The 24,033-nt window shown below is 66.8% G+C and carries 22 protein-coding genes and 1 pseudogene; 17 read left to right on the top strand and 6 right to left on the bottom strand.

Features of this window, described 5'->3' with window-relative positions; all coding sequences use genetic code 11:
• Nucleotides 1–2: 2 nt before the first annotated feature.
• The 5 genes from QK287_RS10495 to QK287_RS10475 are packed head-to-tail and all read left to right on the top strand — an operon-like array spanning nucleotide 3 to nucleotide 6,171.
• The gene (locus tag QK287_RS10495; protein WP_226775675.1) at nucleotides 3–1,130 is read left to right on the top strand and encodes a DegT/DnrJ/EryC1/StrS family aminotransferase; all 1,128 of its coding nucleotides are present in this window, start codon (nucleotides 3–5) and stop codon (nucleotides 1,128–1,130) included.
• Nucleotides 1,127–1,786: a NeuD/PglB/VioB family sugar acetyltransferase gene (locus QK287_RS10490; protein ID WP_226775633.1), complete on the top strand. Its 660-nt coding sequence runs from the start codon at nucleotides 1,127–1,129 to the stop codon at nucleotides 1,784–1,786. The genes QK287_RS10495 and QK287_RS10490 overlap by 4 nt, the downstream gene beginning before the upstream one ends.
• Complete coding sequence (locus QK287_RS10485) at nucleotides 1,783–2,916, top strand: DegT/DnrJ/EryC1/StrS family aminotransferase (RefSeq protein ID WP_282360013.1); 1,134 nt, start codon at nucleotides 1,783–1,785, stop codon at nucleotides 2,914–2,916. The genes QK287_RS10490 and QK287_RS10485 overlap by 4 nt, the downstream gene beginning before the upstream one ends.
• 29 nt (nucleotides 2,917–2,945) lie before the next feature.
• A complete protein-coding gene (locus QK287_RS10480) occupies nucleotides 2,946–3,533 on the top strand; it encodes an acyltransferase (RefSeq protein WP_226775635.1) in 588 nt (195 codons plus the stop codon).
• 16 nt (nucleotides 3,534–3,549) lie between these two features.
• On the top strand, nucleotides 3,550–6,171 hold the full coding sequence (locus QK287_RS10475; protein ID WP_282360012.1) for a WecB/TagA/CpsF family glycosyltransferase: 2,622 nt from the start codon (nucleotides 3,550–3,552) through the stop codon (nucleotides 6,169–6,171).
• Nucleotides 6,172–6,286: 115 nt separating this feature from the next.
• Here the strand turns inward: QK287_RS10475 and mscL are convergent, their stop codons facing one another.
• Complete coding sequence (gene mscL / locus QK287_RS10470) at nucleotides 6,287–6,754, bottom strand: large conductance mechanosensitive channel protein MscL (RefSeq protein ID WP_226775637.1); 468 nt, start codon at nucleotides 6,752–6,754, stop codon at nucleotides 6,287–6,289.
• Between the two features lie 205 nt (nucleotides 6,755–6,959).
• Here mscL and QK287_RS10465 point away from each other — a divergent pair.
• From QK287_RS10465 to QK287_RS10440, 6 genes and pseudogenes are all read left to right on the top strand, one after another.
• Nucleotides 6,960–7,693: pseudogene (locus QK287_RS10465) on the top strand (FUSC family protein).
• A 69-nt stretch (nucleotides 7,694–7,762) separates the two neighbouring features.
• Entirely contained in the window at nucleotides 7,763–8,722 is a 960-nt protein-coding gene (locus QK287_RS10460) for an ABC transporter ATP-binding protein (RefSeq protein WP_282360011.1), read from the top strand.
• Between the two features lie 19 nt (nucleotides 8,723–8,741).
• Nucleotides 8,742–9,896 (top strand): ABC transporter permease, encoded by a 1,155-nt coding sequence (locus tag QK287_RS10455; RefSeq protein ID WP_282360010.1) that lies wholly within the window; start codon nucleotides 8,742–8,744, stop codon nucleotides 9,894–9,896.
• On the top strand, nucleotides 9,893–11,056 hold the full coding sequence (locus QK287_RS10450; protein WP_282360009.1) for an ABC transporter permease: 1,164 nt from the start codon (nucleotides 9,893–9,895) through the stop codon (nucleotides 11,054–11,056). The genes QK287_RS10455 and QK287_RS10450 overlap by 4 nt, the downstream gene beginning before the upstream one ends.
• Nucleotides 11,057–11,143: 87 nt before the next feature.
• Nucleotides 11,144–11,923, top strand: coding sequence for an IclR family transcriptional regulator (locus tag QK287_RS10445; protein ID WP_282360008.1), 780 nt, complete (start codon nucleotides 11,144–11,146; stop codon nucleotides 11,921–11,923).
• A 94-nt stretch (nucleotides 11,924–12,017) separates the two neighbouring features.
• Nucleotides 12,018–13,208: a 4-hydroxybenzoate 3-monooxygenase gene (locus QK287_RS10440; RefSeq protein WP_226775642.1), complete on the top strand. Its 1,191-nt coding sequence runs from the start codon at nucleotides 12,018–12,020 to the stop codon at nucleotides 13,206–13,208.
• 41 nt (nucleotides 13,209–13,249) lie between these two features.
• Here QK287_RS10440 and QK287_RS10435 read toward each other — a convergent pair whose 3' ends face one another.
• From QK287_RS10435 to purB, 3 genes are all read right to left on the bottom strand, one after another.
• Nucleotides 13,250–13,753, bottom strand: coding sequence for a GNAT family N-acetyltransferase (locus tag QK287_RS10435; RefSeq protein WP_226775643.1), 504 nt, complete (start codon nucleotides 13,751–13,753; stop codon nucleotides 13,250–13,252).
• A 94-nt stretch (nucleotides 13,754–13,847) separates the two neighbouring features.
• Nucleotides 13,848–14,519 (bottom strand): histidine phosphatase family protein, encoded by a 672-nt coding sequence (locus QK287_RS10430; protein WP_226775644.1) that lies wholly within the window; start codon nucleotides 14,517–14,519, stop codon nucleotides 13,848–13,850.
• A complete protein-coding gene (purB, locus tag QK287_RS10425) occupies nucleotides 14,516–15,958 on the bottom strand; it encodes an adenylosuccinate lyase (RefSeq protein ID WP_226775645.1) in 1,443 nt (480 codons plus the stop codon). Before purB ends, QK287_RS10430 begins: the two co-directional genes overlap by 4 nt.
• Before the next feature lie 158 nt (nucleotides 15,959–16,116).
• Between purB and QK287_RS10420 the strand changes: the two genes are divergently transcribed.
• A complete protein-coding gene (locus QK287_RS10420; RefSeq protein ID WP_226775646.1) occupies nucleotides 16,117–16,458 on the top strand; it encodes a hypothetical protein in 342 nt (113 codons plus the stop codon).
• Complete coding sequence (locus tag QK287_RS10415; RefSeq protein WP_282360007.1) at nucleotides 16,458–17,897, top strand: hypothetical protein; 1,440 nt, start codon at nucleotides 16,458–16,460, stop codon at nucleotides 17,895–17,897. The genes QK287_RS10420 and QK287_RS10415 overlap by 1 nt, the downstream gene beginning before the upstream one ends.
• Before the next feature lie 37 nt (nucleotides 17,898–17,934).
• On the opposite strand, the gene QK287_RS10410 is transcribed toward QK287_RS10415, so the two are convergent.
• Entirely contained in the window at nucleotides 17,935–18,321 is a 387-nt protein-coding gene (locus QK287_RS10410) for a phage holin family protein (protein WP_282360006.1), read from the bottom strand.
• A gap of 83 nt (nucleotides 18,322–18,404) precedes the next feature.
• On the opposite strand from QK287_RS10410, the gene QK287_RS10405 reads away from it, so the two are divergent.
• From QK287_RS10405 to QK287_RS10390, 4 genes are all read left to right on the top strand, one after another.
• On the top strand, nucleotides 18,405–19,523 hold the full coding sequence (locus QK287_RS10405) for a histidinol-phosphate transaminase (protein WP_282360005.1): 1,119 nt from the start codon (nucleotides 18,405–18,407) through the stop codon (nucleotides 19,521–19,523).
• A gap of 147 nt (nucleotides 19,524–19,670) precedes the next feature.
• Nucleotides 19,671–20,915 (top strand): pyruvate dehydrogenase (acetyl-transferring) E1 component subunit alpha, encoded by a 1,245-nt coding sequence (gene pdhA, locus QK287_RS10400; RefSeq protein ID WP_282360004.1) that lies wholly within the window; start codon nucleotides 19,671–19,673, stop codon nucleotides 20,913–20,915.
• Nucleotides 20,915–21,895 (top strand): alpha-ketoacid dehydrogenase subunit beta, encoded by a 981-nt coding sequence (locus QK287_RS10395; protein ID WP_226775650.1) that lies wholly within the window; start codon nucleotides 20,915–20,917, stop codon nucleotides 21,893–21,895. The genes pdhA and QK287_RS10395 overlap by 1 nt, the downstream gene beginning before the upstream one ends.
• Nucleotides 21,896–21,953: 58 nt before the next feature.
• Nucleotides 21,954–23,465: a dihydrolipoamide acetyltransferase family protein gene (locus QK287_RS10390; protein ID WP_282360003.1), complete on the top strand. Its 1,512-nt coding sequence runs from the start codon at nucleotides 21,954–21,956 to the stop codon at nucleotides 23,463–23,465.
• 12 nt (nucleotides 23,466–23,477) lie between these two features.
• Here the strand turns inward: QK287_RS10390 and QK287_RS10385 are convergent, their stop codons facing one another.
• Nucleotides 23,478–23,816, bottom strand: coding sequence for a hypothetical protein (locus QK287_RS10385; RefSeq protein WP_253031739.1), 339 nt, complete (start codon nucleotides 23,814–23,816; stop codon nucleotides 23,478–23,480).
• Nucleotides 23,817–24,033: the final 217 nt, after the last annotated feature.

Here is a 24,033-nt window from a genome sequence, read left to right as displayed (position 1 = left end):
TGATGAAGCCGTGGCTCGGAGCCGAGGAAGCCGAAGCGGTAGCCGAAGTGATCGCCTCGGGCTGGGTGGCGCAGGGACCACGCGTGAAGCGCTTCGAAGAAGCCTTCGCGGAGACGCAGCAGGCCGGCTGCGCCGTCGCCGTGTCCAGTTGCACAGCTGCCCTGCATTTGGCACTGAAGGTGGCCGGCATTGGGCCGCGTGATGACGTTGTAGTGCCGTCCTTCTCATTCATCGCCACCGCAAATTCTGTCACCTATGTCGGTGCCCGTCCCGTTTTCGCCGATGTTGAGCCGGACACGGGGAATGTGTCGGTGTCGACACTTGAGGCTGCCCTGACCCCCGCCACGCGCGCTGTGATCGTCGTGGACCAGGGAGGTATGCCGGTTGATCTGGATCCGATCCGTGGCCTGTGCGACCCACTGGGCATCACCGTCATCGAGGACGCAGCCTGCGCGGCGGGCTCAACGTACCGGGGCCGGCCAGTGGGGGCGGGAGCCGAGCTCGCGGCCTGGTCCTTCCACCCCCGCAAAATACTGACCACCGGGGAAGGCGGGATGCTGACCACCGACAACGCGGCCTGGGCCAACCGGGCGCGGACGTTGCGGGAGCACGCCATGAGCGTCTCGGCGAACGAGCGGCACTCCACGGTCTTGGCGCCAGCGGAATCGTATGGCGAGATCGGTTTTAATTACCGGATGACGGATCTGCAGGCGGCCGTCGGGCTCGTGCAGCTGGAACGCCTGGGTGAGGCGGTGTCCCGGCGCCGGGCAATCGCCAATACGTACCGCAGGGCTCTCGCCGGGGTTGAGGGCCTGCGCTTCAGCCAGGACCCCTTGTACGGGACCAGCAATTTCCAGTCCTTCTGGCTCGAAGTACTGCCGGGCTTTGCCCTCGGGCGGGAGGAACTCCTGGCGCGACTGGCCCAGGACGGAATTTCCGCCCGTCGGGGAATTATGGCCGCGCACCGGCAGCCTGCCTACGCCGGGATGGACACCGGGAAAGCTGACCTCTCGGTGACGGAGCGGCTCACGGACAGCACCTTAATCCTGCCCGTATACCACCAGCTGACACCGGACGAGCAGTCCAGGGTGATCGATTCGATAGCCAGGTCTGCCGAGGAAAAGCCATGACGGAGCTCCTTGTGATCGGCGCCAGCGGCCTCGCCCGCGAGGTGCTTTCCTGCGTCCGCGAGAACGGACAATTCGACGTTGTCGGCGTCCTCGACGACGACGACGCCAAGGTAGGTTCTGCCCTTGATGGTGCCCCCATCCTGGGACCCGTCAGCTATGCCCTGCGTTATCCCGCAGCACGGGTCGTCGTTTGCATCGGCGCCGGGCGGGCGCGGGAGCGTGTTGTGGCGCGACTGGCCGGTTTGGGTGTACCGGCCTACCGCTTCGCAACCGTTGTTGATCCTTCGGTGCGGGTCCCTTCCTGCTGCGAGGTCGGCCCCGGAAGCATCCTGCTGGGAAATATCACCCTGACCGCCGCGATCATGGTCGGAAGCCATGTGGTGCTGATGCCTGGTGTGACGTTGACCCATGACGACGTAGTGGAGGACTTCGCCACCTTGGCTGCCGGCGTTTGTTTGGGCGGCGGGGTCAGGATCGGCCGTGCGGCTTACCTTGGCATGAACTCATCGGTCCGTGAAGGCACCACCGTGGGGTCGGGTTCTGTGATTGGCATGGGGGCCGCAGTCTTGGCCGATGTGCCGCCGGACGAGACCTGGGCCGGAGTGCCGGCCCGGGTGCTCAAACCCTCGGCTGCCGCGGCGGGCGCCCGGGGATGACGTTGCCGTTGGAAGCCAGAGTCTGCGTCCCCTTCGTTGACCTGGGCGCTCAGCAGGACGAGATCGCCGAGGAAGTCGACATTGGCCTGAAAGAGGTTTTCGCCCGGACTTCGTTCATTGGCGGCCCCGCCGTGGCGGAATTTGAGCAGGCTTACGCCCGTTTCCTCGACACCGGACACTGCGTCGGGGTGGCCAACGGCACGGATGCGCTGGAACTGGCCCTGCGCGCGTGCGGGGTCGGTGCGGGCGGGGAAGTCATTCTCCCCGCCAACACGTTTATCGCTACCGCCGAGGCGGTGAGCCGGACCGGTGCCGTGCCGGTCCTCGTCGACGTCGACCCGGAGTACCTGCTGATCGACCCGGACCAGGTGGGGCAGGCTGTCACGCGGCGGACCCAAGCGATCGTGCCCGTTCACTTGTTCGGCCAAACGGCATTCGTTGAGCGCCTGGAACCGATCGCGGCCGCGTGCGGCGCAGTGATCATCGAAGACGCCGCCCAGGCCCAGGGCGCCTCCCGCTACGGCCGGTGCGCCGGCACACTGGGATTGGCTGCCGGAACAAGCTTCTATCCGGGCAAGAACCTCGGGGCGGCCGGTGATGCCGGCGCCGTACTGACCGCCGACGGGGACGTCGCCGCCCGAGTCCGGATGCTTGGCGCGCACGGGAGCGCACGCAAATACGAGCACGACGCGGTGGGTATGAATTCACGTCTCGACACCGTCCAGGCAGTGGTACTGAACGCCAAGCTGCGGAGGCTGGCGGGCTGGAACGAACGGCGCCGGCAGGCCGCGTCACGTTACCGGGAGCTGCTGGCGGACGTGCCCGGCGTCGAGCTCCCCCGCAGCGCCCCCGGCAACCTCGATGTCTGGCATCTGTACGTGGTCCGCGTCCCCGATCGGGACCGGGTCCTCGCCGAGCTGAACGCCGCGGGGATCGGCGCCGGCATCCACTACCCGGTCCCGGTCCATCTGAGCGGGGCTTATCGCGGGATGGAGCTCGGCCCCGGGAGTTTTCCGGTCGCAGAACGGGCCGCTCGCGGGATTCTGTCGTTGCCCGTCTATCCGCACATCACCGAGGCTCAGCAGCAGTATGTCGCGGAACGGCTGCAGGCAGCCCTGCGCGGCTCATGACAACGCCGCCGCACACCTGGAGGAACGCCGTGACATCCATCGCCGAAACTGCCGACGTGGCTCAGAGCGCCGTGGTGGGGGAAGGAACGCGAATCTGGCATCTGGCGCAGATCCGGGAGGACGCCATCCTCGGCAGTAACTGCAACATCGGCCGCGGGGCCTACGTGGGCCCCGGCGTTGTGCTGGGGAACAACTGCAAACTGCAAAACTATGCCCTCGTCTATGAGCCGGCCCGCCTGGCGGACGGCGTCTTCGTCGGACCCGCGGCCGTTCTTACCAATGACCTGCACCCGCGGGCCATCACGCCGGACGGAACGCTGAAGGACCCGGATGACTGGGTCGCCGTCGGCGTCACGGTCGGCCGGGGTGCTTCCATCGGAGCCGGTGCCATCTGTATCGGGCCCGCCTCGATCGGGGAGTGGGCGACCGTAGCTGCCGGCGCGGTGGTCACCAGGGACGTGCCGCCCTACGCCGTTGTGATCGGTGTCCCCGCCCGGCAGTCAGGCTGGGTGGGCGAGGCAGGACATCCGCTTAAACAGGCCGGCGCCTGCTGGCTCTGCCCGGCCACCGGCCGCAGTTACATCGAACGCAACGGGCGCTTAACACCGGTGGACTAGGGAGCAAGGAGGCAGCATGGAAAAGCTGGAAATATGCCAGGTCATTCTGGGCGGGACACCGGTAGACCTGATGGAATCCGAAGCAGCGGTAGAGCGGATACTCGCGAGGGTGCGGGAGGGCGGCGGAAATCCTCCGCTGGGGGTGGCGTCGGTCAACCTCGATCATGTGCACCATTTTGGTACCGGCGGCCGGTGGTCGGGCACCTTGCATGCCAATCCGGCAAGCAGGGTGGATTGGCTCTATTTCCTGGACGGGGCACCCCTGGTTTCCCAATCCCAACGTATTACCGGGCGCCGGTGGCCCCGGCTGGCCGGGAGCGACCTGGCAGCCCCGATCCTGGCACGGGCAGAGCAGCTTGGGCTGAGGGTAGGATTTCTCGGCGGCTCGCCACCGAATCAGCGGCTGTTGGCGCGGAAGATCGCGCAGGAGCACCCCGCGCTGCAGCTCGGCGGCATGTGGTCCCCGAGCCGGGAGGACTTGGCCTCCGTGCAGGAGTCCGGGCGTATTGCCCGTGAGATTGCCGATTCGGGCACCCAGATCCTCTACGTCGGACTGGGAAAGCCGCGCCAGGAACTCTGGATAGACGAGTATGGGCCGTCTACCGGGGCCACCGTTCTGCTGGCCTTCGGCGCGGCGGTGGACTTCCTCGCCGACCGGGTTCAGCGCGCGCCTGAATGGTTTAGCCAACACGGACTGGAATGGGGATACCGGCTGGCCCGTGAACCAAGGCGGCTGGCGGGCCGTTACCTTGTTGACGGGCCACCTGCTTACCTGACATTGCGGACAGGGTCCAGAGCCGTTCCCGCCGTCCGCACGGATTCGCTGTCCCATGCGGCCCCTGCGCCGCGGACTCCGGGCCGCTTCACCGGAGCGGAGGGTGCCGCGGACGCCGTCGTTGTTATTGTGACCTTCAACAGCGCAGGGTGCGTTGAGGGCCTGCTGGAAACCCTGCGGGAAGAAACGGCGGACCTGAGGCTGAGGGTTCTTGTGGCTGACAACTCGTCCAGCGATGGCACCTTGGATGTGGTGCGCCGCTGCCATCCTGACGTCCAGGCCTTCAGCACGGGCGGCAACCTGGGCTATTCCGGCGGCATCAACGCCGCCATGTTGCGGGCCGGTGATGCCGCCACCGTGGTGGTGCTCAACCCCGATTTAACGGTGGCACCTGGCAGTATCCGGACCCTGATGCACCGACTGAATGCTTCGCAGGCCGGGGCCGTGGTTCCACGGCTGGTGAACGAATGGGGGGTGGCCAGCCGCTCGCTCTTCCGGGAGCCGAGCATTGCCACTGCCGTGGGCGACGCGCTGCTGGGCCGCCGCGCGCCCAACCGGCCCGGCTGGCTCGCCGGAACTGACTACTCGCCGGAAAGCTACGCCCATCCCCATCCCGTGGATTGGGCTACCGGTGCCGCGCTGATGGTCCGGCGTTCGCTGGCGGATGCCCTGCCGTGGGACGAGTCCTATTTTCTCTACAGCGAGGAGACTGACTTTTTTCGGAGCCTGCGCACGATGGGTGAAACCGTCTGGTACGAGCCCGAGGCTGTTATGCGCCACACCGGCGGGGCCTCCGGCAGTTCACCGGAGCTGAACGCGCTCTTGTCCGTCAACCGTGTCCGCTACATCCGCAAATACCATTCCGGCGCCTATGCCGCCGTGTTCCGCGGCGCCGTTGTGCTCTCTGAAGTCCTGCGCCTATGGAAGCCCGATCGCCGCGGCGTGCTGCGGACGGTACTCAACGAGGGCAGTTGGACTGCCCTGCCGGGACCGGGAAAAAGCGCGGGCGAGGACGCGGACGCCGGGGCTTTCCCGCACGGTTCGGTGATCATTCCGGCGCACAATGAAGCGGCCGTGATCGCGCGGACCTTAGCGCCGCTGGCCCGGCTGGCTGCGAAAGACCAGCTGGAGGTCATCGTGGCCTGCAACGGTTGTGGCGATGAGACCGCAGCCATCGCCGGACGATTCGAGGGCGTGAAGGTACTGGAATTGGAGCAGCCGTCCAAGACGGCCGCTCTGAATGCCGGGGACGCCATCGCCTCGCACTGGCCGCGGCTGTACCTCGATGCGGATGTGCAGATCAGCGCCGGCACCGTGCGGGCCGTCCTCAATACGCTGCTCTCCGGGCGCATTCTGGCCGCCCGTCCCGCCGCCCGCCTCGACCTTCAGGACGCGCACCCGCTCATCCACTCGTACTACTGCACACGGCTGAATCTGCCCGCGACCCAGACGGGGCTCTGGGGCGGGGGTGTTTACGGACTGTCCAAAGAAGGGCGGGGGCGGTTCCTGAAATTCCCTGAACTCACCGCAGATGATCTATTCGTGGACCGTCTCTTTGAGCCGGCGGAAAAGGCCGTTCTGGACGTGGAACCGGTAGTTATTTGTCCGCCGAAAACGCCCAAGGATCAAGTGGCCGTGCTGCACCGCATATACCGGGGCAACGCCGAACAGGGCAGAAGCCACAGTACGGCGGCCCAAACACTGGCCCAGGTAGTTCGTACCATCCGTGGCCCGTTCTCCGCCGTCAACGCCTCGGTATATCTGGGATTTGCCCTGGCGGGCCGCCGCCTCGCCGCGCACCCGGCAGTGTGGGAACGTGACGCCAGTAGCCGCCAAGCGGGTGCCGCCGGGGCGGCGGGCTGACCGGGGGCACGGGAACAGCCCAGCCGTTACGGGCGGCTGGGCGCAGACACCGCCGCTGAGCCCGGAAACGGCTGTTTTCGGGCCGGACGCCGGCCGGTGGCAATTTCCCGCCGCCTCATTTTACGTGTCCCGGTTCGCCGATCCGTGCCGGACCGTGGCCGGACGGCAGACCCTGCGCCGGGCCGGCGAGTTGCGCCAGCAGGTCACGGATTTCGGCGAGCAGGGCGGTGTCCGCCGGGAGCGCTTTCTCTTCCGGCTCCGCGGTTGCGAGGCGCTTCTTGACCAGGCGGTTGATCCGGTTCATCGGAGCCACAAAGAGGAAGTAGACGACCCCCGCGGTGATCATAAACGTGACGAACGCCGTGATGACCCCGCCAAAGTTAACAAAGGTCTTCTCGTTTCCCGGCCAGATGTGGAATCCGAGCCCGTCTGTTTCGACTCCGCCGACCGCAGCAATGATGGGGTTCACGATGTTTGAGGTGAACGCGCCGACGAGGGCTGTAAATGCAGTGCCAACAACGACGGCGATGGACAGTTCGATCACGTTGCCGCGCAGGATGAAGTCCTTGAATCCTCTGAGCATGGGTCCTCCGGTGTGCTGTGAGATAAAAAAATCTGTGCGCCGTCCCGCGGGCGCGGGGGATCAACCGGTAGACGTTATCACTTCCCGGCGAGGTTCCATTGAACGGCTGGGAAAGCCGGTTCCAGGACCGTCCGGCGTAGCATCGCTCCTGGCTGCCAGCGCCGCCGTCGTAACCAATGGACTGCTGGAAAGGTGCCGCCAACCCGTGAAAATGCTTGCCGAGCTGTTCAGCATTGCGCCCGGCAACAAGGACCACCAGACCGCCGTGCGTTGCGCCATCGGTGTTTTTGTCCCGCTGATCACGCTGGTGTTCCTGGACCGCCTGGATCTGGCGATCTTCGCGTCCTTCGGCGCTTTCACCGGGATTTACGGCCGTAATGAACCGCAGGCCAGGCGCTGCGGGCTGCAGCTGAAGGCCGGTGCACTGATGCTCCCTTGTGGCGGCGGGCCTGGCCGGAACCCTCGCAACGCTGGTTGGACAGCTTCTGGGCGTTGGCCACAACTACTGGGCAATGGTGGCCGCCGTAGTCCCGCTCGTGGGCCACACCACCCGGCACCGGGTAAGCCGCGGGCTGCAAAGAATCGTTGGCACCGCGATCGGGCTGGTACTCCTGGCCGGGATCCTGCTCCTGCAGCCCGCACCCTGGCAGACCGTTCTGGTGATCGCCGCCTGCCAGTTCGGCGCGGAGATGTTCATCGCCCGCCACTACGGGCTGGCCCAGATCTTCGTGACCCCGCTGGCCCTGCTTTCGACCCTCCTGGTGGCTCCCTCGGCACCGGGCATACTGTTGCGCGACCGGATCATCGAAAACCGTCATTGGAGCCGCCGTCGGGGTCGCCGTTGTGCTGGCCCCGACGGTGCGGCGCCGTCTTCGACTCCGGCAGCCCCGCTGGCCGGGTACTGTCGGTGCCCCGGGCCGGACAAGGCTCCGGGTCTAAGGTCTCTGTCCGGTGCCTTGTGCAACCGGGAGGCTAGTCTGGAGGAGAACTAGGCTACGGGGGTTGCTGGTGGAAGCCGCACAGGCGCAAATCCGGGACGTGCTTGACGTCAGCGGACTGGTCAAACGCTATGGGGAGCTCACCGCCGTCGGCGGCGTCTCCTTCCACATCGGTGCCGGCGAAACCTTCGGGCTGCTGGGACCCAATGGCGCCGGGAAAACGACAATCATCTCGATGGTCGCGGGCCTGATCGCCGCCAACGAAGGAACCGTCCGGGTGGCCGGCCAGGAGATGGATCCGTCCCGGACGGAGGCCAAGCGGAACATTGGCCTGGTCCCACAGGAACTGGCCATCTACCCGGACCTGACGGCCCGGGAAAACCTGAAATTCTTCGGCCGGCTGCAGGGTCTCACCGGCAGCCGCCTCACCCAGCGCACCAACGAAGTGCTGGAGCTGATAGGTCTCGCCGACAGGGCCGGCGACCAGACCAAGAAGTATTCCGGCGGTATGAAGCGCCGGCTGAACATCGGCATCGGACTGCTCCACCGTCCCACCCTGCTGATCCTGGATGAGCCGACCGTCGGGGTGGATCCGCAGTCCCGCAACGCCATTCTCGAGTCCGTGGAGAAACTCTCGGTCGACGGCATGGCGGTCCTCTACACAACCCACTACATGGAGGAAGCCGAGCGGCTCTGTGACCGGATCGCGATCATTGACGAAGGCCGGATTCAGGCAGAGGGCACGCGGGAGCAACTGATCACGCTCACCGGCGGCGTGGACCGGATTAATCTTCGCGGCGACGGCAGCATGGCGCGGGCGGCGGAGGTCCTCCGGGAATTGCCCGCCGTGCAGCATGTCGACAACGACGGGGCCGGACTGATGCTGACTGTCAGCGACGGCCCCACAGCGCTCGCGGGAATCGTCACCGGCGCCGCCAGCGCCGGGATGTCGGTAACATCCGTGGAAATCGTCCGGCCGGACCTCGAGTCCGTCTTCCTGCACCTGACCGGCAAAGCGCTGAGGGACTGAGATGCGGGGTCTGTGGGCCATGGTCGCGAACGACCTCCGCCAGCGAGTCCGGGACAAGAGCGTATTCATCTTTTCCCTCATCGTCCCGCTCGCACTGATGGGAGTGCTGAGCCTGGTCTTTGGTGGCCTCGGCGAGGACACCGTTGACCTGAAGCCGGCTACCGTGGTCGCCAGCGCGGACGACGCCGACCAGTTGGGGTCCGTTTTGCTCAGCGCCGTCGATGCACTCGAGATCATGGACGTGACCATCAAACGGGTCCCGGCGGCAGATGTCCGCAGCGAAACGAAGGCCACCGGCGCCGACCTCGGCATCATCATTCCCGAGGGCTTCAGCAATGCGGTGCTCACCGGGCAGGCCGCGCCGGTCCAGCTGGTCGAGGGCAACAACGGGTCGCTGGAAACCTCAGTGCTGATCACCGCCGTCAAGGGGGTCCTGGACCAGTTCGCCGCCGGAACGGTGACAGCGGCCGCCGGCGGCCTGTCCGGGCTGCCGGACCAGGATCTCGCAGCGCTTGCCCGGCAGGCCGTGGACGGACCGCAGTTACTCACCCTGACCGAAGGGAAAGCCGCCGCGGAGCAACTCTCGCTGCGCGGCACACTGGTGGGGGGGCAGGCCGGGCTCTTCCTGATGTTCACCGTCGGGTTCGGCGTGCTGGGGCTGCTGGCGGAACGGGAGCAAGGGACACTGGCCCGGCTGCGGTCGATGCCGGTCTCCGGCTTGATGATCATCACGGCGAAGGCCTGCACCGGCTTTATCCTGGGCGTGCTTGCCACAACTGTCCTGCTCACTGCCGGTTCCCTGCTGTTCGGCGTCTCCTTCGGCTCGCCGCTGGTGGTGGCCGCCCTGATCCTCAGCGTCGTGACCGCCGCGACCAGCCTGACGTTTGTTGTCGCGCGGGTGGTCCGGACGGCTGAACAGGCCAACGCGGCGCAGTCCGTCCTTGCCATGGTGCTGGGAATCGCCGGTGGAGCGTTTTTCCCGGTCCAGGGCACCGGGTTCGCCGCAACGCTGCTGGACCTCAACCCGATCGGCGCGTTTATTCGGGGGCTCGGGATCTCCGCCGGCGGCGGGAGCCTCGGCGACGTGACGGGGCCGATCGCCGTTATGCTTGCTTTCGCCGCTGCGGGGCTGCTGCTCTCAAGGGTTTTGCCGGACCGGGGGGCGCAGGCATGAGCGCCGTGATCGCGATCGCCACTGTGGAACTCCGGCGCTTCCTGCGCGACAAGTCGAACATCTTTTTTGTCTTCGTTTTCCCCCTTATGCTGATCCTGCTGCTTGGTTCGCAATTCGGGGCCGGCAGCGGCCAGGCCAGGGTGACTATCTCAGGTCCCGCCAGCGAACTTTCCCGGGCCCTGACCGCGGAGCTCCAGTCAGCGGGCGTGGCGGTCTCAACAACGGGGGCGGACGCGGCGAGGTCGGACCTCAGCCGCGGACGCACCGACGTCGGGGTGTTCCTGGATAACTCCGACGCGGCGGCGTTCGACGCCGGACGGCCAACGGAGCTCGACGTCGTGATGGCCTCGCAGTCCTCCGCGCTGACCGTTATGCAGCAGGTCCGCACCGCCGTGCTGGCAGCCGGCCTGGAGCGCAGCCAGCTCGCCGCCCTGACCGGCGCCGGCATCCCGGCCGAGCGGGCCCGGACGGCCCTGGACCAGGCCGCCGTGCAGATAGCGGCGCCGACCGCGGAGATCGTTAATACCAACGACGTTGCGCAGGAGTTCCGCGGGCTGGGCAGGTTCGATCTCGGCGCCTCGCAGCAGTTGCTGCTTTTTGTGTTCCTCAGCTCCCTGACCGGTGCGGCCACCCTCATCCAGGCACGCCGGTTCGGGGTGGTGGGCCGGGTGATGTCCGCCCCGGTTTCCAGTGGCCAGATCGTCGCCGGGCAGGCCCTGGGGCGGTTTGCCATCGCCTCCGTCCAAGGCGGTTTTATCATGGCCGGCACCGCGCTGCTGTTCGGCGTCGACTGGGGCAATCTATGGCTGTCGGCGCTGGTACTGGTGATCTTTTGCGCCGTGTCCGCAGCAGCTGCGATGACGGTGGGCTCGGTGATGGACAACGACACCGCGGCCGCCGGCGTGGGGGTGGGCGGCGGACTGGTCCTCGGCGGACTGGGGGGCTGTATGGTTCCGCCGGAGTTCTTCCCGGAAGCGCTGGCCGCGGTCTCCTTCGCCACGCCGCACCGCTGGGCCTATGAGGCGTTCGCGGCCATCCAGCGCCGTGACGGCACCCTGGCGGATATCCTGCCGCAGCTGGGGGTCCTCGCGGGAATGGCCGCGGCACTGCTCCTGTTGGGCACCTGGCTGCTGCGGCGAAGCCTCAACCGGGCCTTGTAGGGGCGGTTCCGGGTGTCCCGGCCCCGGACGGCACCGGGGCCTGCGGCGTAGAGTGGAAGCAGAATCCATTCAGCGGAAGAGGAGTCCATGGCTAACTCCGGCACCGGGGACTCCGTGGTGGACCGTGTGGTGCGGCTGATAGCAGCCTTCCCCGCCGGCGTCACAGTTCTCCCGCTCTCCGAGCTGGCGCAGCGGGCCAGCCTGCCGCCGAGCACCGCCCACCGGCTGGTGAGGCAGCTCGCCGGACATGGACTCCTGGATGTGGGCAGCGGCGGTTCCGTCCGGCTGGGCTTGCGCCTGTGGGAGCTGGTGAACCGGAATTCGCCCACCGTGGCCCTCCGCCAGGCGGCCATGCCGTTTATGGAGGACATTCAGCAGGTGCTTAACCAGAACGTGAACCTGGCCGTGCTGGAGGGCTGGGAAGCGCTGTTCGTCGAGCGGCTCTCCCGCCGCGGCTCCGTCGCGAACCGGGCGCAGATCGCAGGCCGTATGCCGGTGCACGTTTCCTCTGCCGGGATGGCACTGATGGCAAACCAGCCGGCCGAGGTCCAGGCCGGGTATCTTGAGCAGTTCAACGATCCTGCCGGCAGGGTCCGGCGGGAGGAACTCCGGAGCCTGCTTGAGGAGACGGCCGGCCACGGTTTTGCGCAGCTGGCCGGAGGTGTGGACCCGGACACGTGGGGGATTGCAGTCCCCGTGCGTGATGCGAGGAACCGCACTGTCGCGGCGCTCGGCGTGGTTGTGCCGCTGCGTGAAATGCGTCTGCAGGCGCTGGTTCCTGCCCTTCAGACGGCCGCCCGCGGGATCGGACGGCAGCTTTCGCCGGCAGGGACGACGTCTCAATTCCATTCAGCGGAATTTCTGTAACGCCGGTCACGTGTCCGGGCGCACACTGTAGCCAAAGAGAACATCCGGCCCCGGACGCCCAGCAGCCCGGGCCCCGCAACGAAGCGAGGACAACATGGCACAGCGCAGAGTCATCACCACCCAGGTCGCGATCATGGGCGCCGGCCCGGCAGGGCTGATGCTCTCGCACCTGCTGGCCAAACAGGGAATCGAATCCACCGTGATAGAGATCCGCAGCCACCAGGAAATCTCGGAAACCGTCCGTGCGGGCATCCTGGAACACGGTTCCGTGAATATGCTCGTGGACAGCGGCGTCTCGGACCGCGTCCTGCGCGACGGCGACCGGCATGACGGGATCGAACTGCGCTTCAACGGCGAGAGCCACCGCATCGACTTCCAGGACCTCGTTGGGGAGTCGGTCTGGCTCTATCCCCAGACCGATGTTTTCCTCGATCTCGCCGCCCGTCGCCAGAGCGACGGCGGCGATGTCCGCTACGGCGTCACCGACAGCACCATCCACGACCTGGAGAGCAAGCCGAGGGTCTGGTTCACCGATGCCGAGGGAGTGGACTGGGAGCTGCAGGCGGACTTCATCGTAGGCGCGGACGGCTCGCGCAGCCACAGCCGCTTCCAGATTCCGGAGGCGCAGCGCACGTGGTATTTCCACGAGTATCCCTTCGCCTGGTTCGGGATCCTGGCCGAGGCTCCGCGCAGTTCCGATGAACTGATTTACGCCAACTCCGAGAACGGCTTTGCCCTAATCAGCCAGCGGACCGAAACTGTCCAGCGGATGTATTTCCAGTGCGATCCGAACGAGGACGTCAACAACTGGAGCGACGACCGGATCTGGGACGCCTTCCGCAGCCGGGTCAACGGCAACGGCTTTGAGCTTAAGGAGGGCCCGGTCATCGACAAGATGGTCCTGAAGTTCCGCAGCTTTGTGCACGCACCGATGCGGCACGGCAAGCTCTTCCTCGCCGGCGACGCCGCCCACACGGTCCCGCCGACCGGCGCCAAGGGCCTGAACCTGGCGCTGCATGACGTCAAGGTGCTGTTCGAGGGCCTCGACAGCTTCTATACCTCAGGTAACTCCGTGCTCCTGGATGCTTACAGCGACCGGGCCCTGGACCGGGTCTGGAAGGCCCAGCAGTTCTCCTACTGGATGACGTCCATGCTGCACACCCCCGTGGGGGCCGACGATTTCGCCCGCGCCCGGCAGCTCGGCGAACTCAACTCGCTGGTGGCATCGCGCCACGGGCGTGCCTACCTCGCCGAGGCGTACACCGGCTGGCCGGGCGCGCATTAGCCGTCCTGTCCGACGCGCCCTGCTTCGGCGCGGGACGCGGCTCAGGCCATGGCGGTGTGCGCGGCGGTGTGCGAGTCGATGCCCTTCGCATAACAATACGAGTGCTCCACGCCGACGTACGGGCCGAAGTTCGGCACCGGGACGAAGCCGGAGTTTTCGTAGAATTGCCGGCCGTCGGTCTGGACCGAGCCTGCCTCCGCGGTGATGGAAATGATGCCCAGGGAATGGGCCTGCGCTTCCAGTGCCGCAAGGATGGAGCTGGCCACCCCGGAGCCGCGGGTGTATGGGAGTACATAGAGCCGTTTGATCTCGGCGGTGTGCGCATCGAGGATGCGCAGGCCGCCGCAGCCCACCGGCTGGCCGGAGGCCTTGTCGTGGGCGACCAGGAACACGGCCGTGTCCGCCTCGGACGGCGGCGGGCCGGGTTCGTGGTCATCCCGGCCGAAGCGGGCATCGAGTTCGGCCTGCTGGGCGGCGCGGAGATCCGCACCCACCGGGTTGGCCCAAGTGACCTGCCGGATGTTGAGCCGCGGGTTGGTCTGCATGGCTTCCTCGCTTCGCCGAAGGGTTATGCAGATCAAGGCTAGGCAGTGCCGGTTTCGGCAGTGTTTCCTGCGCGTTAGGGTTCGAAGAATTTCGTTAGCGGGGGCGGCCGGTGGGGTCTTCCGCCGTCGGATCCGCCAGGGCCAGGCCGCCCACGGGACTGTCGTCCCAATGGATGAGCCGCCAGCCGGCGTCGGGGTCCCCTTCCAGCGCCACGATCCCGGTGTTGGCGAGGACATGGCGTGCGGCGAAGTCCGGCGCCACGTTCGCGGCCCGGCGCCCTGCCCAAGCCCGGATCGCGGCGCCGTGGCTGACCACGGCCACCGCCCCGGCGCCGCCGCTCGCCGCGGCCGCGTCGGCGATCCGTGCGATCGAGGCGTCATAGCGCTCGAAGAACTCGTGCCCGCTGGGTCCGGCCGGCATCCTGCGGTCCAGTTCCCCGGCCGCCCACTCAAACACAGTAGTGAGGTAACGCAGGTGAGATTCCTTGTCGGTGAGCTTCTCCAACGCCCCTGCCTCGATCTCCTGCAGCCCCGCCAGCACCTCGATCTCCAGGCCGCGGACGGTCGACAGCGGCGCAGCCGTGATCTGGGTGCGGATCAGGGTCGAGGCGAACAGCAGCTCGATCTGCTCATGCGCCAGCGACCGCGCCAGGGCGGCTGCCTGCCGCTCGCCGAGCTTGGTCAGCCCTGGACCCGGGTGGGCGGTGTCCAGTTGTCCCAGGACGTTCCCGGGGGTCTGGCCGTGGCGGATGAGCAGGAGCCTCATGCCAGGTGGTCCACCAGCTGGTCCGCGATTCCGGTGTACTTGCCGGGGGTCAGCGCGAGCAGCCGGGCTTCGGCGTCGGGGGACAGGCCCAGGCTCTGCACAAACTCCTGCATCCGGGCCGCGTCGACTCGCTGCCCGCGGGTCAGGTCCTTGAGCCGCTCGTAGGGGTTTTCCATCCCTTCCACGCCGGCGATCGCTTCCGCCCGCATCACCATCTGGATGGCCTCACCCAGGACTTCCCAGTTGGTGTCGAGGTCCGCGGCCAGCGTCTCTTCGGCGACCTTGAGCCGGTCCAAGCCCTTCGCGACGTTGGAGATGGCCAGCAGCGAATGGCCGAACGCCACACCAATGTTGCGCTGCGAAGAGGAATCCGTGAGGTCCCGCTGCCAGCGGGAAGTGACCAGGGTGGATCCCAGGACGTCCAGCAGCCCGGCGGAGATCTCCAGGTTGGCCTCGGCGTTTTCGAAGCGGATCGGGTTGACTTTGTGCGGCATGGTGGAGGATCCGGTGGCTCCCGCGACCGGAATCTGCACGAAGTAGCCAATTGAGATGTAGCTCCAGATGTCTGTGCAAACGTTGTGCAGGATCCGGTTAAACCGCGCGACGTCGGCGTACAGCTCCGCCTGCCAGTCGTGGCTTTCAATCTGGGTGGTCAGCGGGTTCCAGCTCAGGCCCAGGCCCTCAACAAAGCTCTTGGCAACGTGCTGCCAGTCGGCACCGGGTACGGAGGCGACATGGGCGGCGTAGGTGCCGGTCGCGCCGTTGATTTTTCCGAGGTATTCGGTCCGGGCGATGCGGTCCAGCTGCCGGGTCAGGCGGTGCGCGATAACGGCAAGTTCCTTGCCGAGCGTGGTGGGAGTTGCCGGCTGGCCGTGCGTGCGCGAGAGCATCGGCACGGACCGGTTCTCCTCGGCCATGGCGCTGATCTGCGCAACGAGCTTGCGGGCGGCGGGCAGCCAGACGTCCTCGACGGCGCCCTTGATGCCGAGGGCGTAGGAGAGGTTGTTGATGTCCTCGGAGGTGCAGCCAAAGTGCACCATGGCCGTCAGGTCCTCGATGCCGATCCCGGGCAGGCGGCGGCCGATGTAGTACTCCACGGCCTTGACGTCGTGCACCGTGACGGCTTCGATGTCCGCCAGTTCCGTGATTGAACCGGCGTCGAATTCGGTGACGATAGCGCGCAGCTTCTCCTGCTGCGCCGCGCTCAGGGGGCCGGCGCCCGGCAGCACGTTGTTGCCGGTCAAGTGAATCAGCCATTCAACCTCGACGGCGACCCGGTCACGGTTCAGGGCGGCCTCGGACAGGTAGTCGACCAGCGGCGCGACGGCGGACTGGTACCGGCCGTCCAGCGGGCCGAGCGCGATCTGTTGTGGGGAGTCGGCGAGGGCCAGGCGTCCGGACGGCGTGCGGGTATCGGCTGTGGCGGCAGTTTCAGGCATGCTCCGATTCTTTCACGAAGTCGTGCCGGGCTTTAAGTGTGCTGAACCATGTGACTTCCGGCAGCTTCCCCCTCCCCGGCGCCGCCTTCACCGGCGGTTGTCCACATGGCGCCGCGGGGGGCTTTCGGGTGCTCACCGGGGTCCCTAGCGTCGGTGTTATGGACAGCGGGACAGCCGGAATCAGCGTTGGTGCGGGCGGCACATCCTCCGGGGCCTTGTTGGCCGCGGAGGCCGAGGCGTGCGCATCACGCAGTTATGAGGTTCAGCAGCTTGCTGCCCGGCTGGCTGGCTGCGCCGACCGCGCCGACGCCGCGCTCGCGGATCTGGTCAGGCTGGAACTGCAAAGCTGGCAGTCCCCGGCCGGCCGGGCCTACCGGACGGCGCTGTCCGTGCAGGCCGCGTCCCTGCGCCACGGCCGGATTGCATTGCACGATGCCGTGGCCGCAGTGCTTCGGCATGCCGGGAGCGTGGCGGTGGCCCAGGGACGGCCAGGCTACTGATGGCCGGGGCCCCGCCGGACGGTTCCGGGGCAGCGCCTGTCCCGGCTGCCCCGGTGGATGGAACGCTGCAGATCCGTGGCGGCGTGGGCGGGCTCAGTTTCCAGTTTGAGGAGTTACTGGCGGGAGCATCGGCACTCGAGAGGATCGCCGGGGAGCTGGCGGAGGCGGAAGCGGAAACAGGCAGGGTACGCCGCGCGCTGCTGCCGTACCAGCCCGACCCGCACGCCTACGGCAGCCAGCCAATCCTCGCGGTCGGGGAAGGTGCCCGGGCCGTGGGCCAAGTCCGGATCGGATTGGAACGGCTTTGCCGCGAGGTCCGGGCGAGCCACCGTGAGTATGAGTTCGCCGAAGCCCGGAACGCCTTGCTGCTGCGGATCGGCCGAAGCGGCCCGGGCTTCCTCCCGCTGTGGGGGCTGGCCGGTCTGCCTCCCATCACCCTCCGCGACACGGTGGAGGACGAGGTGGCTATGGCCCCCGGGAGGCTGGCGCTGCTGCTTGGGCTACCGGCGGGCCCCGCCGTTGCAGGCGGTTCCGGCGACGGGGCCGGTGTCCGCTCTGCCATCCGCGGTTTGGCGGCCGTCCCGGGCCTGGAGTTCCTGCGGCCCCGACCCGTGCACATCGCGGCCAGCGAAACGTGGACGGAGGATGTCGACGTCTCACCGGCCGGACTGCTGCTGCGGGCCGGGGCAATCGGCCGCAACAGCGGTGATATCGAGATCCTCCGCATGCAGGACAACGGCCACCCGGCATGGGTGGTGATCATCCCCGGAACACAGGTGGATGGGCCCCAGCAGGGGACCAACCCGTTTGACACGGCAGGCATCGCTGAGGCCTTGGGGTACGACTCGGCCGGGACTGCAGCGGCCATCCGGCAGGCACTGGCAGCGGCGGGCGCCGGGGCAGGAGACCAGGTGGCCGCCGTCGGCTACAGCCAGGGTGGTATCCACGCCATGAACCTTGGCCGGGACAAGGCATTCCTGGCCGCCTACGAGCTGAAGTTTGTGCTCACGGCAGGTTCCCCGGTGGGCGGGATTGAACTTGCCGGCGGTGCCAGCAGTCTGCACCTGGAACATGTTCAGGATTGGGTCCCCGGGGCGGACGGAGTGCCCAACCCCGACACGAAGGAACGGGTGACCGTCACGCTAACCAGCCCGATTCCCGCACCTGAATGGCTGGGTCCGGGCCTGGGGCCGGGCCACGACCTGGGACGTTATGCCGAGGGTGCCCGAGACATCGCGGTCAGCCGGGATCCCTCGCTGCAGGCTTCCACAGCCGCGCTCGCGGCAGTGGTTGGCGCGGGCGGACCCGCCGCGGTGACTCGGTTCTCCCTCCGGCGCGAGGCTATGCCATCGCCTCGGCGCTCGGCGCCGATGGCTCCGGGGCCGCGGCGCAACCCCGGGGAAGTCACGGGACCGGCAACCCAACGGCCAGCGGCCTAGCCTGCGCAGGCCCGGCCGATGGGTTCGCGCAGACTTCCTAGCGGTCGAGCGCGGGGAGGGCACTCGCAAGGAGCGACACTGCGCTGATTACAAGGGCGGCCAAAACCGCTGTCCAGAAGAAGGTATCAATCGTGAAATGCACAGCGGTGTAGCTGCTGATCCAGGACGTCAGGTAGAGCATTCCGGCGTTGATGACCACGGTGAAAAGGCCCACGGTCAGGATGGTGATCGGCAATGACAGGAGGCTGACGATCGGCTTGACGACCGCGTTGACAACGCCGAAGATCAGGCCGATGAACAGGTAGCCCAGGACGATGCTGAGGGTGTCGTCGCCTGCGGTGGAAATGTTCAGGCCGGTGAGGATCCAACAAGCGATTCCCAGGGCCAGGGCATTGATGATGACGCGTACGATGAAGGAGCGCATGGCCCCATGCTGTCATAAGCCCGGCGGCACGGGCAGGGGCCGTATCTCCCACCCGCGGCAAAGACCCGACGTAGGCTGTTGGTATGACTTCATCAGATAACCCGGCCGGGGGCATCAAGCCACGTCCGGTGGTAGACCTCCTTCCCCGCTACGCGGCCGGCAAGCCGCCAGTCCCCGTCGAAGGCCTGGTCAGCTACAAGCTTTCCTCCAATGAAAACCCGCTGCCACCGATTCCTGCAGTGCAGCAGGCCATCGCAGCGCAGACCGATTTCAACCGCTACCCGGATCCTTTGAGCAGCAAGCTGCGCGGCGCCCTCGCTGCGTTCCTTGGCGTTCCAGCGGAGGACATCGTCACCGGAGCCGGCAGCCTCGGCGCGCTAAACCAGCTCCTGACGACCTTCGCGGGGCAGAACGACGACGGCAAGCCCGACGAGGTCATCTACGCCTGGCGCTCCTTCGAGGCCTATCCGATCTGCGTCGGCCTGGCCGGCGCAGACAGCGTCAGGATCCCGCTGACCGGTGAGGGACGCCACGATCTCGACGCCATGGCCGCAGCGGTGACGGCCCGGACCCGGATGATCCTGCTCTGCACCCCAAACAACCCCACCGGGCCGATCCTGACCACCGCGGACACCGAACGTTTCATCAACCGGATACCCTCGGATGTCCTGGTGGTCATCGATGAGGCTTACCAGGAGTTCGTCCGCGACGAGCACGCCGTCGACGGCATCGAAATGTACCGGAAGTACCCCAACGTTGTTGTCTTGCGGACGTTTTCAAAGGCCCACGGCCTCGCCGGGCTGCGCGTTGGGTACAGCGTGTCCCACCCCGAGCTCACGCAGCACCTGCGCGTAGCCGCCACCCCGTTCGCGGTCTCCCAGATCGCCGAAACAGCTGCCGTGGCATCGCTGCAGCACTTCGGTGATGTTGTAGAAAGGGTACAAAGCATTGTGGACGAACGTGACCGGGTCACGGCCGGGCTGCGGTCGCTGGGCTGGTTCGTGCCGGAGGCGCAGGGCAACTTCGTGTGGCTCGACCTCGGTCCCGACAGCACCGAATTTGCCGCCCTGGCAGGGGAGCGGGCCCTCTCCGTCCGGGCCTTCGCCAACGAGGGTGTGCGGGTCAGCATCGGCGAAGCCGACGCCAATACCCGGTTCCTTGAGCTCTGTGCGATCTATACAAAACCGCCACGGCGTTCCTAGCGCTTAACATAACGGCCGAGGCTGGCCGGCTGAGGATAAAGTTAGGACCAGTAAGCCAAAATATATGCCGGCCCGGGAATGCATAACCGGCAGGGCATATATCCCAGCGATTGCGACGCATTCGGATGCGGCAAGCAAGGAGACGGTATGGGCGCCACACATCTGCCCTCTACCGAGTTCGACGGAACCGACATTGAGGATCAGCTCGAGGCTGAAGCCGAAGCCCACGGGGGGGACCCGGATGAGCCGATGGTGCAGTTGCTCGCCCCCGACGGCACGCTCGGCTCGGATCCCGTCTACTCGGAATACGCCGAGCGGCTCGACCCGGAAAAACTGCGCGGCTTCTACGCCGATATGGCGAAAATCCGCCGCTTCGACGTCGAGGCGACTGCGCTGCAACGCCAGGGCCAGCTGGCCCTCTGGGTTCCCCTCACCGGTCAGGAAGCCGCCCAGATCGGCTCCGGCAGGGCCAGCCAGCCACAGGACTACATCTTCCCCACCTACCGCGAACACGGCGTCGCCCTGACCCGCAACGTGGATCTTGCCGAGCTGCTGCGACAGTTCCGCGGGGTGTCCAACGGTGGCTGGAACCCCAAGGACACCAACTTTCATCTCTACACACTTGTCCTCGCCGCGCAGACTCCGCACGCGGTCGGCTACGCAATGGGAATCCAGCGCGACCAGAAGTTCGCGGCGGCCGCCGCAACAGCGAACGGGGCAACGTCGCAGGTTCCGGAGCCCAAGGCGGCCGTTATGGTCTATTTCGGCGACGGCGCCAGCTCCGAAGGCGACGTCCATGAATCCATGGTCTTCGCATCCTCGTATAAGGCCCCCGTCGTTTTTTTCTGCCAGAACAATCACTGGGCGATCTCCGTCCCTAGTTCCGTGCAAACCCGAGTCCCGCTGGCCGACCGGGCCAAAGGCTACGGGTTCCCGGGCATCCGGGTGGACGGTAACGACGTGATCGCCGTCCATGCCGTGACCGAGTGGGCGCTGGAACGTGCCCGCCAGGGCGAGGGCCCGGTGTTGATCGAGGCGTTTACCTACCGTGTCGGCGCGCACACCACGGCTGACGATCCCACGAAGTACCGGGAATCAGCCGAGGAAAGCCGGTGGCGGGCCAAGGATCCGCTGGAACGGCTGGAGAAGTACCTGCGCGCAGAAGGCTTCGCCGACGAGGCATTCTTCGCTCAGGTCAAGGCCGACGGCGACGATCTCGCCGCGTATGTCCGAAAAACCACCCACGACCTGGAAACCCCTGACATCCGGACCGCCTTCGCCAACACCTACGTGGAAGCCCACCCGCTGGTGGCCGAGGAACTGGCCTGGTTCGAGGAGTACAGCGCAGGCTTCGCCGACGATTCGGCGGCCCCGGCAGAAGGTGCCAACTGATGACCACCATGACCATTGCCAAGGCCATCAATGAAGGCCTCCGAGCAACGTTGACGGACCACCCCCGGTCACTGCTGATGGGCGAGGACATTGGGCCCCTGGGCGGCGTATACCGCGTCACCGACGGCCTGATCGCCGAATTCGGTGCCGACCGCGTGGTGGACACCCCGCTGGCGGAGTCCGGCATCGTAGGTACCGCGATCGGGTTGTCCCTGCGCGGGTACCTGCCCATCTGTGAAATCCAGTTCGACGGGTTCGTCTTTCCGGGCTTCAACCAGATCACCACGCAGCTGGCCAAAATGCGTGCCCGCAGCAACGGCAACCTGACGGTACCCGTTGTCATCAGGATCCCTTATGGCGGCGGCATCGGCTCGATCGAACACCACTCGGAGTCCCCGGAGGCATTGTTCGCCCATACCGCCGGACTGCGCATCATCACCCCGTCGAACCCGCACGACGCCTACTGGATGATCCAGCAGGCAGTCGAGTGCCAGGACCCTGTGATTGTTTTCGAACCCAAACGCCGCTACTGGCTCAAGGGCGAGGTCGACACCGGTTCCCCCGGCGCCTCCGCAGACCCGTTTAAGGCCCATGTCCTCCGCGAGGGCACGGACGCCACAGTGGTTGTCTACGGCCCGCTGGTGCCGGTGGCCCTCGCGGCCGCCAATGCCGCCGCCGAGGACGGTCACAGCGTCGAGGTGATCGACCTCCGTTCCATTTCGCCAATCGACTTCGACACCGTCACGGACTCCGTTAAGAAGACCGGCCGGCTGATCGTGGCCCACGAGGCTCCCACCTTCGGCGGCATCGGCGGCGAAATCGCGGCCCGGGTCAGTGAGCGCGCCTTCCACTCCCTCGAGGCGCCTGTGATCCGCGTCGGCGGCTTCCACATGCCCTACCCGGTGGCCAAGGTGGAGGAAGACTACCTGCCGGACATCGACCGGATCCTTGAGGCACTGGACCGTGCCCTCTCCTACTGACTGAGCCCTTCCCTCCCGGCCGCTTCCCGCTGAGGCGCCTTCTCCCAACAAGGACAACATGACTCTCCACAAGTTCAACCTCCCCGATGTGGGCGAAGGACTGACCGAGGCCGAGATCGTCGCCTGGAAGGTTAAGCCCGGCGACACGGTGGCCATCAACGATGTCCTCTGCGAAATCGAGACGGCAAAATCCCTGGTCGAGCTGCCCTCGCCGTTCGCTGGTACCGTCACCGAACTCCTGGTCGCGGAGGGACTGACGGTAGACGTCGGAACCGCGATCATCAGCGTGACCGACGCCCAGGCTGCTGCCGGCGCGCCGGCCCCCAAACCGACGGCTCCAGAACCGACGGCTCCCGATGCGCCGCTTTACGGCACGCTGGCGGAGGACACGCTCGACGCCGTCGAATCGGACGGCCGCCCGGCCGCCGGTCCCCTGGTGGGTTCCGGTCCCAAGGCCGACGCCGTCAAGCGCCGCCGGCGGGTTGCCCCGCCGGCAGCCAGGCAGGCGGTGTCCGCGGCCCCGGCCGCAGAACCGGCAGCGCTGGCTGAGCCGGTCGAGAGCCACGACATCTGGATCAGTCCGGAAGTCGTCGCGCACGCCGAACGCCCGGCCGCGGCTGCCGCGCCGGATCAGCGTCCCACCCTCGGCGGGGCCATCACAGGCCTGGTCAGCCGGGTTCTGGCCAAGCCTCCGGTGCGAAAGATTGCCCGCGACCTTGGCATCGATCTGGCCGACGTCGTCCCCACCGGGGCCCGCGGCGAAGTGACCCGCGAAGACCTGGTCAGTTACCAGTCCCAGCGCGACGCGGAACTGGATAAGGCGGACACTTTCTGGGGCAGGACGGGCAGCCCGCAGGAACGGCGGATCGAGCGGATTCCGGTCAAGGGCGTCCGCAAGGCCACCGCGCGGGCCATGGTCGAGTCGGCCTTTGCGGCCCCGCACGTCAGCATCTTTGTCGACGTCGACGCCAGCCGGACCATGGAGTTCGTCAAACGGCTCAAGGCCTCCCGTGATTTTGAAGGCATCAAGGTTTCCCCGCTCCTGATCCTCGCCAAGGCGGTCATCTGGGCGGCGGCAAGGAACCCGAGCGTCAACGCAACCTGGGTGGACAACCAGGACGGCAGCGACTCCGCCGAGATCCATGTCAAGCACTTTATGAATTTGGGAATTGCGGCGGCAACGCCCCGTGGCCTGATGGTCCCGAACATCAAGAACGCCCAGGACCTGTCGCTAAAAGAGCTGGCCCTGGCCCTGAATGACCTTGCGACCACTGCCCGGGCCGGAAAGACCCAGCCCGCCCAGATGCAAGGTGGGACCTTGACGGTCACCAACATCGGGGCCCTCGGCATCGACACGGGCACACCGATCATCAACCCGGGCGAGGTGGCGATCGTGGCTTTTGGCACCATTAAGCAGAAGCCCTGGGTCCTCGACGGCGAAGTGATTCCGCGCTGGATTACAACGCTCGGCGGCTCGTTCGACCACCGGGTGGTCGACGGCGACCTCTCGGCGCGGTTTATGGCCGACGTGGCGGCGATCCTGGAAGAGCCCGCCCTCCTGCTCGACTGAGCCCCGTGGGTGCTAGGTGCCCGAGTAGCTCGACAGCATCGCGGCCAGGCCCGGATCCCCGCTGATCCCGGCCAGGGCGGCGGCGGCCGCCATCATCACCGCGGCGAAGCCGGAGGTGCACGCGGTGACCACAGCGAAGAACTTCCAGTCCTCGCGCAGGACGCTCCGGATGGTGTCCGGCATCCGGAGCCCGGGGGAGATGACGTTGGGTGCACTGTCGGTGGAGCCGTCGTCCAAAAAAGCGATAACCCGGCCGGCCCCGCGGTCCACCCGCATGGTGCTGATGTGGTTGCCGTGACGGGCCAGGAGTATGTCGTGGCCAACGAGCTGGCGGCGCTGAAGAGTGGGCATTGTGGTCCCCCAAGTGAGAAAGTTGGATGTCCACGCCGGTGGGGGCAGCTCCAATTTTACCGCCGTGCCGATGCTGCGCCCGGCCGGAATCAGCGTGAGGCTAGCCACGGAGGGCAGTGACGCGGCTCAACACAGTTCCTGTCCAGGGCCGGCCGGCGGCATTAGAGTTGCACCAGCCGCCGCCAACCGTGCGGACGCGGATCAAAGGAGATATTGC

Origin of the sequence: Arthrobacter sp. AL05, assembly GCF_029960715.1 — a bacterium.
GTDB lineage: Bacteria > Actinomycetota > Actinomycetes > Actinomycetales > Micrococcaceae > Arthrobacter.
The sequence above is the reverse complement of the archived record's forward strand: the minus strand, read 5'-3'. Positions and strand labels throughout refer to the sequence as shown.

Bases quoted from the DNA above. Each gene is read 5' to 3' on its own strand.
- pdhA (WP_282360004.1), top strand. From the start codon at position 19,671: ATGGGCGCCACACATCTGCCCTCTACCGAGTTCGACGGAACCGACATT.
- QK287_RS10445 (WP_282360008.1), top strand. From the start codon at position 11,144: ATGGCTAACTCCGGCACCGGGGACTCCGTGGTGGACCGTGTGGTGCGG.
- QK287_RS10490 (WP_226775633.1), top strand. From the start codon at position 1,127: ATGACGGAGCTCCTTGTGATCGGCGCCAGCGGCCTCGCCCGCGAGGTG.
- purB (WP_226775645.1), bottom strand. From the start codon at position 15,958: ATGCCTGAAACTGCCGCCACAGCCGATACCCGCACGCCGTCCGGACGC.
- QK287_RS10415 (WP_282360007.1), top strand. From the start codon at position 16,458: ATGGCCGGGGCCCCGCCGGACGGTTCCGGGGCAGCGCCTGTCCCGGCT.
- QK287_RS10485 (WP_282360013.1), top strand. From the start codon at position 1,783: ATGACGTTGCCGTTGGAAGCCAGAGTCTGCGTCCCCTTCGTTGACCTG.
- mscL (WP_226775637.1), bottom strand. From the start codon at position 6,754: ATGCTCAGAGGATTCAAGGACTTCATCCTGCGCGGCAACGTGATCGAA.
- QK287_RS10410 (WP_282360006.1), bottom strand. From the start codon at position 18,321: ATGCGCTCCTTCATCGTACGCGTCATCATCAATGCCCTGGCCCTGGGA.
- QK287_RS10450 (WP_282360009.1), top strand. From the start codon at position 9,893: ATGAGCGCCGTGATCGCGATCGCCACTGTGGAACTCCGGCGCTTCCTG.
- QK287_RS10475 (WP_282360012.1), top strand. From the start codon at position 3,550: ATGGAAAAGCTGGAAATATGCCAGGTCATTCTGGGCGGGACACCGGTA.
- QK287_RS10390 (WP_282360003.1), top strand. From the start codon at position 21,954: ATGACTCTCCACAAGTTCAACCTCCCCGATGTGGGCGAAGGACTGACC.
- QK287_RS10430 (WP_226775644.1), bottom strand. From the start codon at position 14,519: ATGAGGCTCCTGCTCATCCGCCACGGCCAGACCCCCGGGAACGTCCTG.
- QK287_RS10440 (WP_226775642.1), top strand. From the start codon at position 12,018: ATGGCACAGCGCAGAGTCATCACCACCCAGGTCGCGATCATGGGCGCC.
- QK287_RS10495 (WP_226775675.1), top strand. From the start codon at position 3: ATGAAGCCGTGGCTCGGAGCCGAGGAAGCCGAAGCGGTAGCCGAAGTG.
- QK287_RS10420 (WP_226775646.1), top strand. From the start codon at position 16,117: ATGGACAGCGGGACAGCCGGAATCAGCGTTGGTGCGGGCGGCACATCC.
- QK287_RS10455 (WP_282360010.1), top strand. From the start codon at position 8,742: ATGGTCGCGAACGACCTCCGCCAGCGAGTCCGGGACAAGAGCGTATTC.
- QK287_RS10395 (WP_226775650.1), top strand. From the start codon at position 20,915: ATGACCACCATGACCATTGCCAAGGCCATCAATGAAGGCCTCCGAGCA.
- QK287_RS10435 (WP_226775643.1), bottom strand. From the start codon at position 13,753: ATGCAGACCAACCCGCGGCTCAACATCCGGCAGGTCACTTGGGCCAAC.
- QK287_RS10385 (WP_253031739.1), bottom strand. From the start codon at position 23,816: ATGCCCACTCTTCAGCGCCGCCAGCTCGTTGGCCACGACATACTCCTG.
- QK287_RS10405 (WP_282360005.1), top strand. From the start codon at position 18,405: ATGACTTCATCAGATAACCCGGCCGGGGGCATCAAGCCACGTCCGGTG.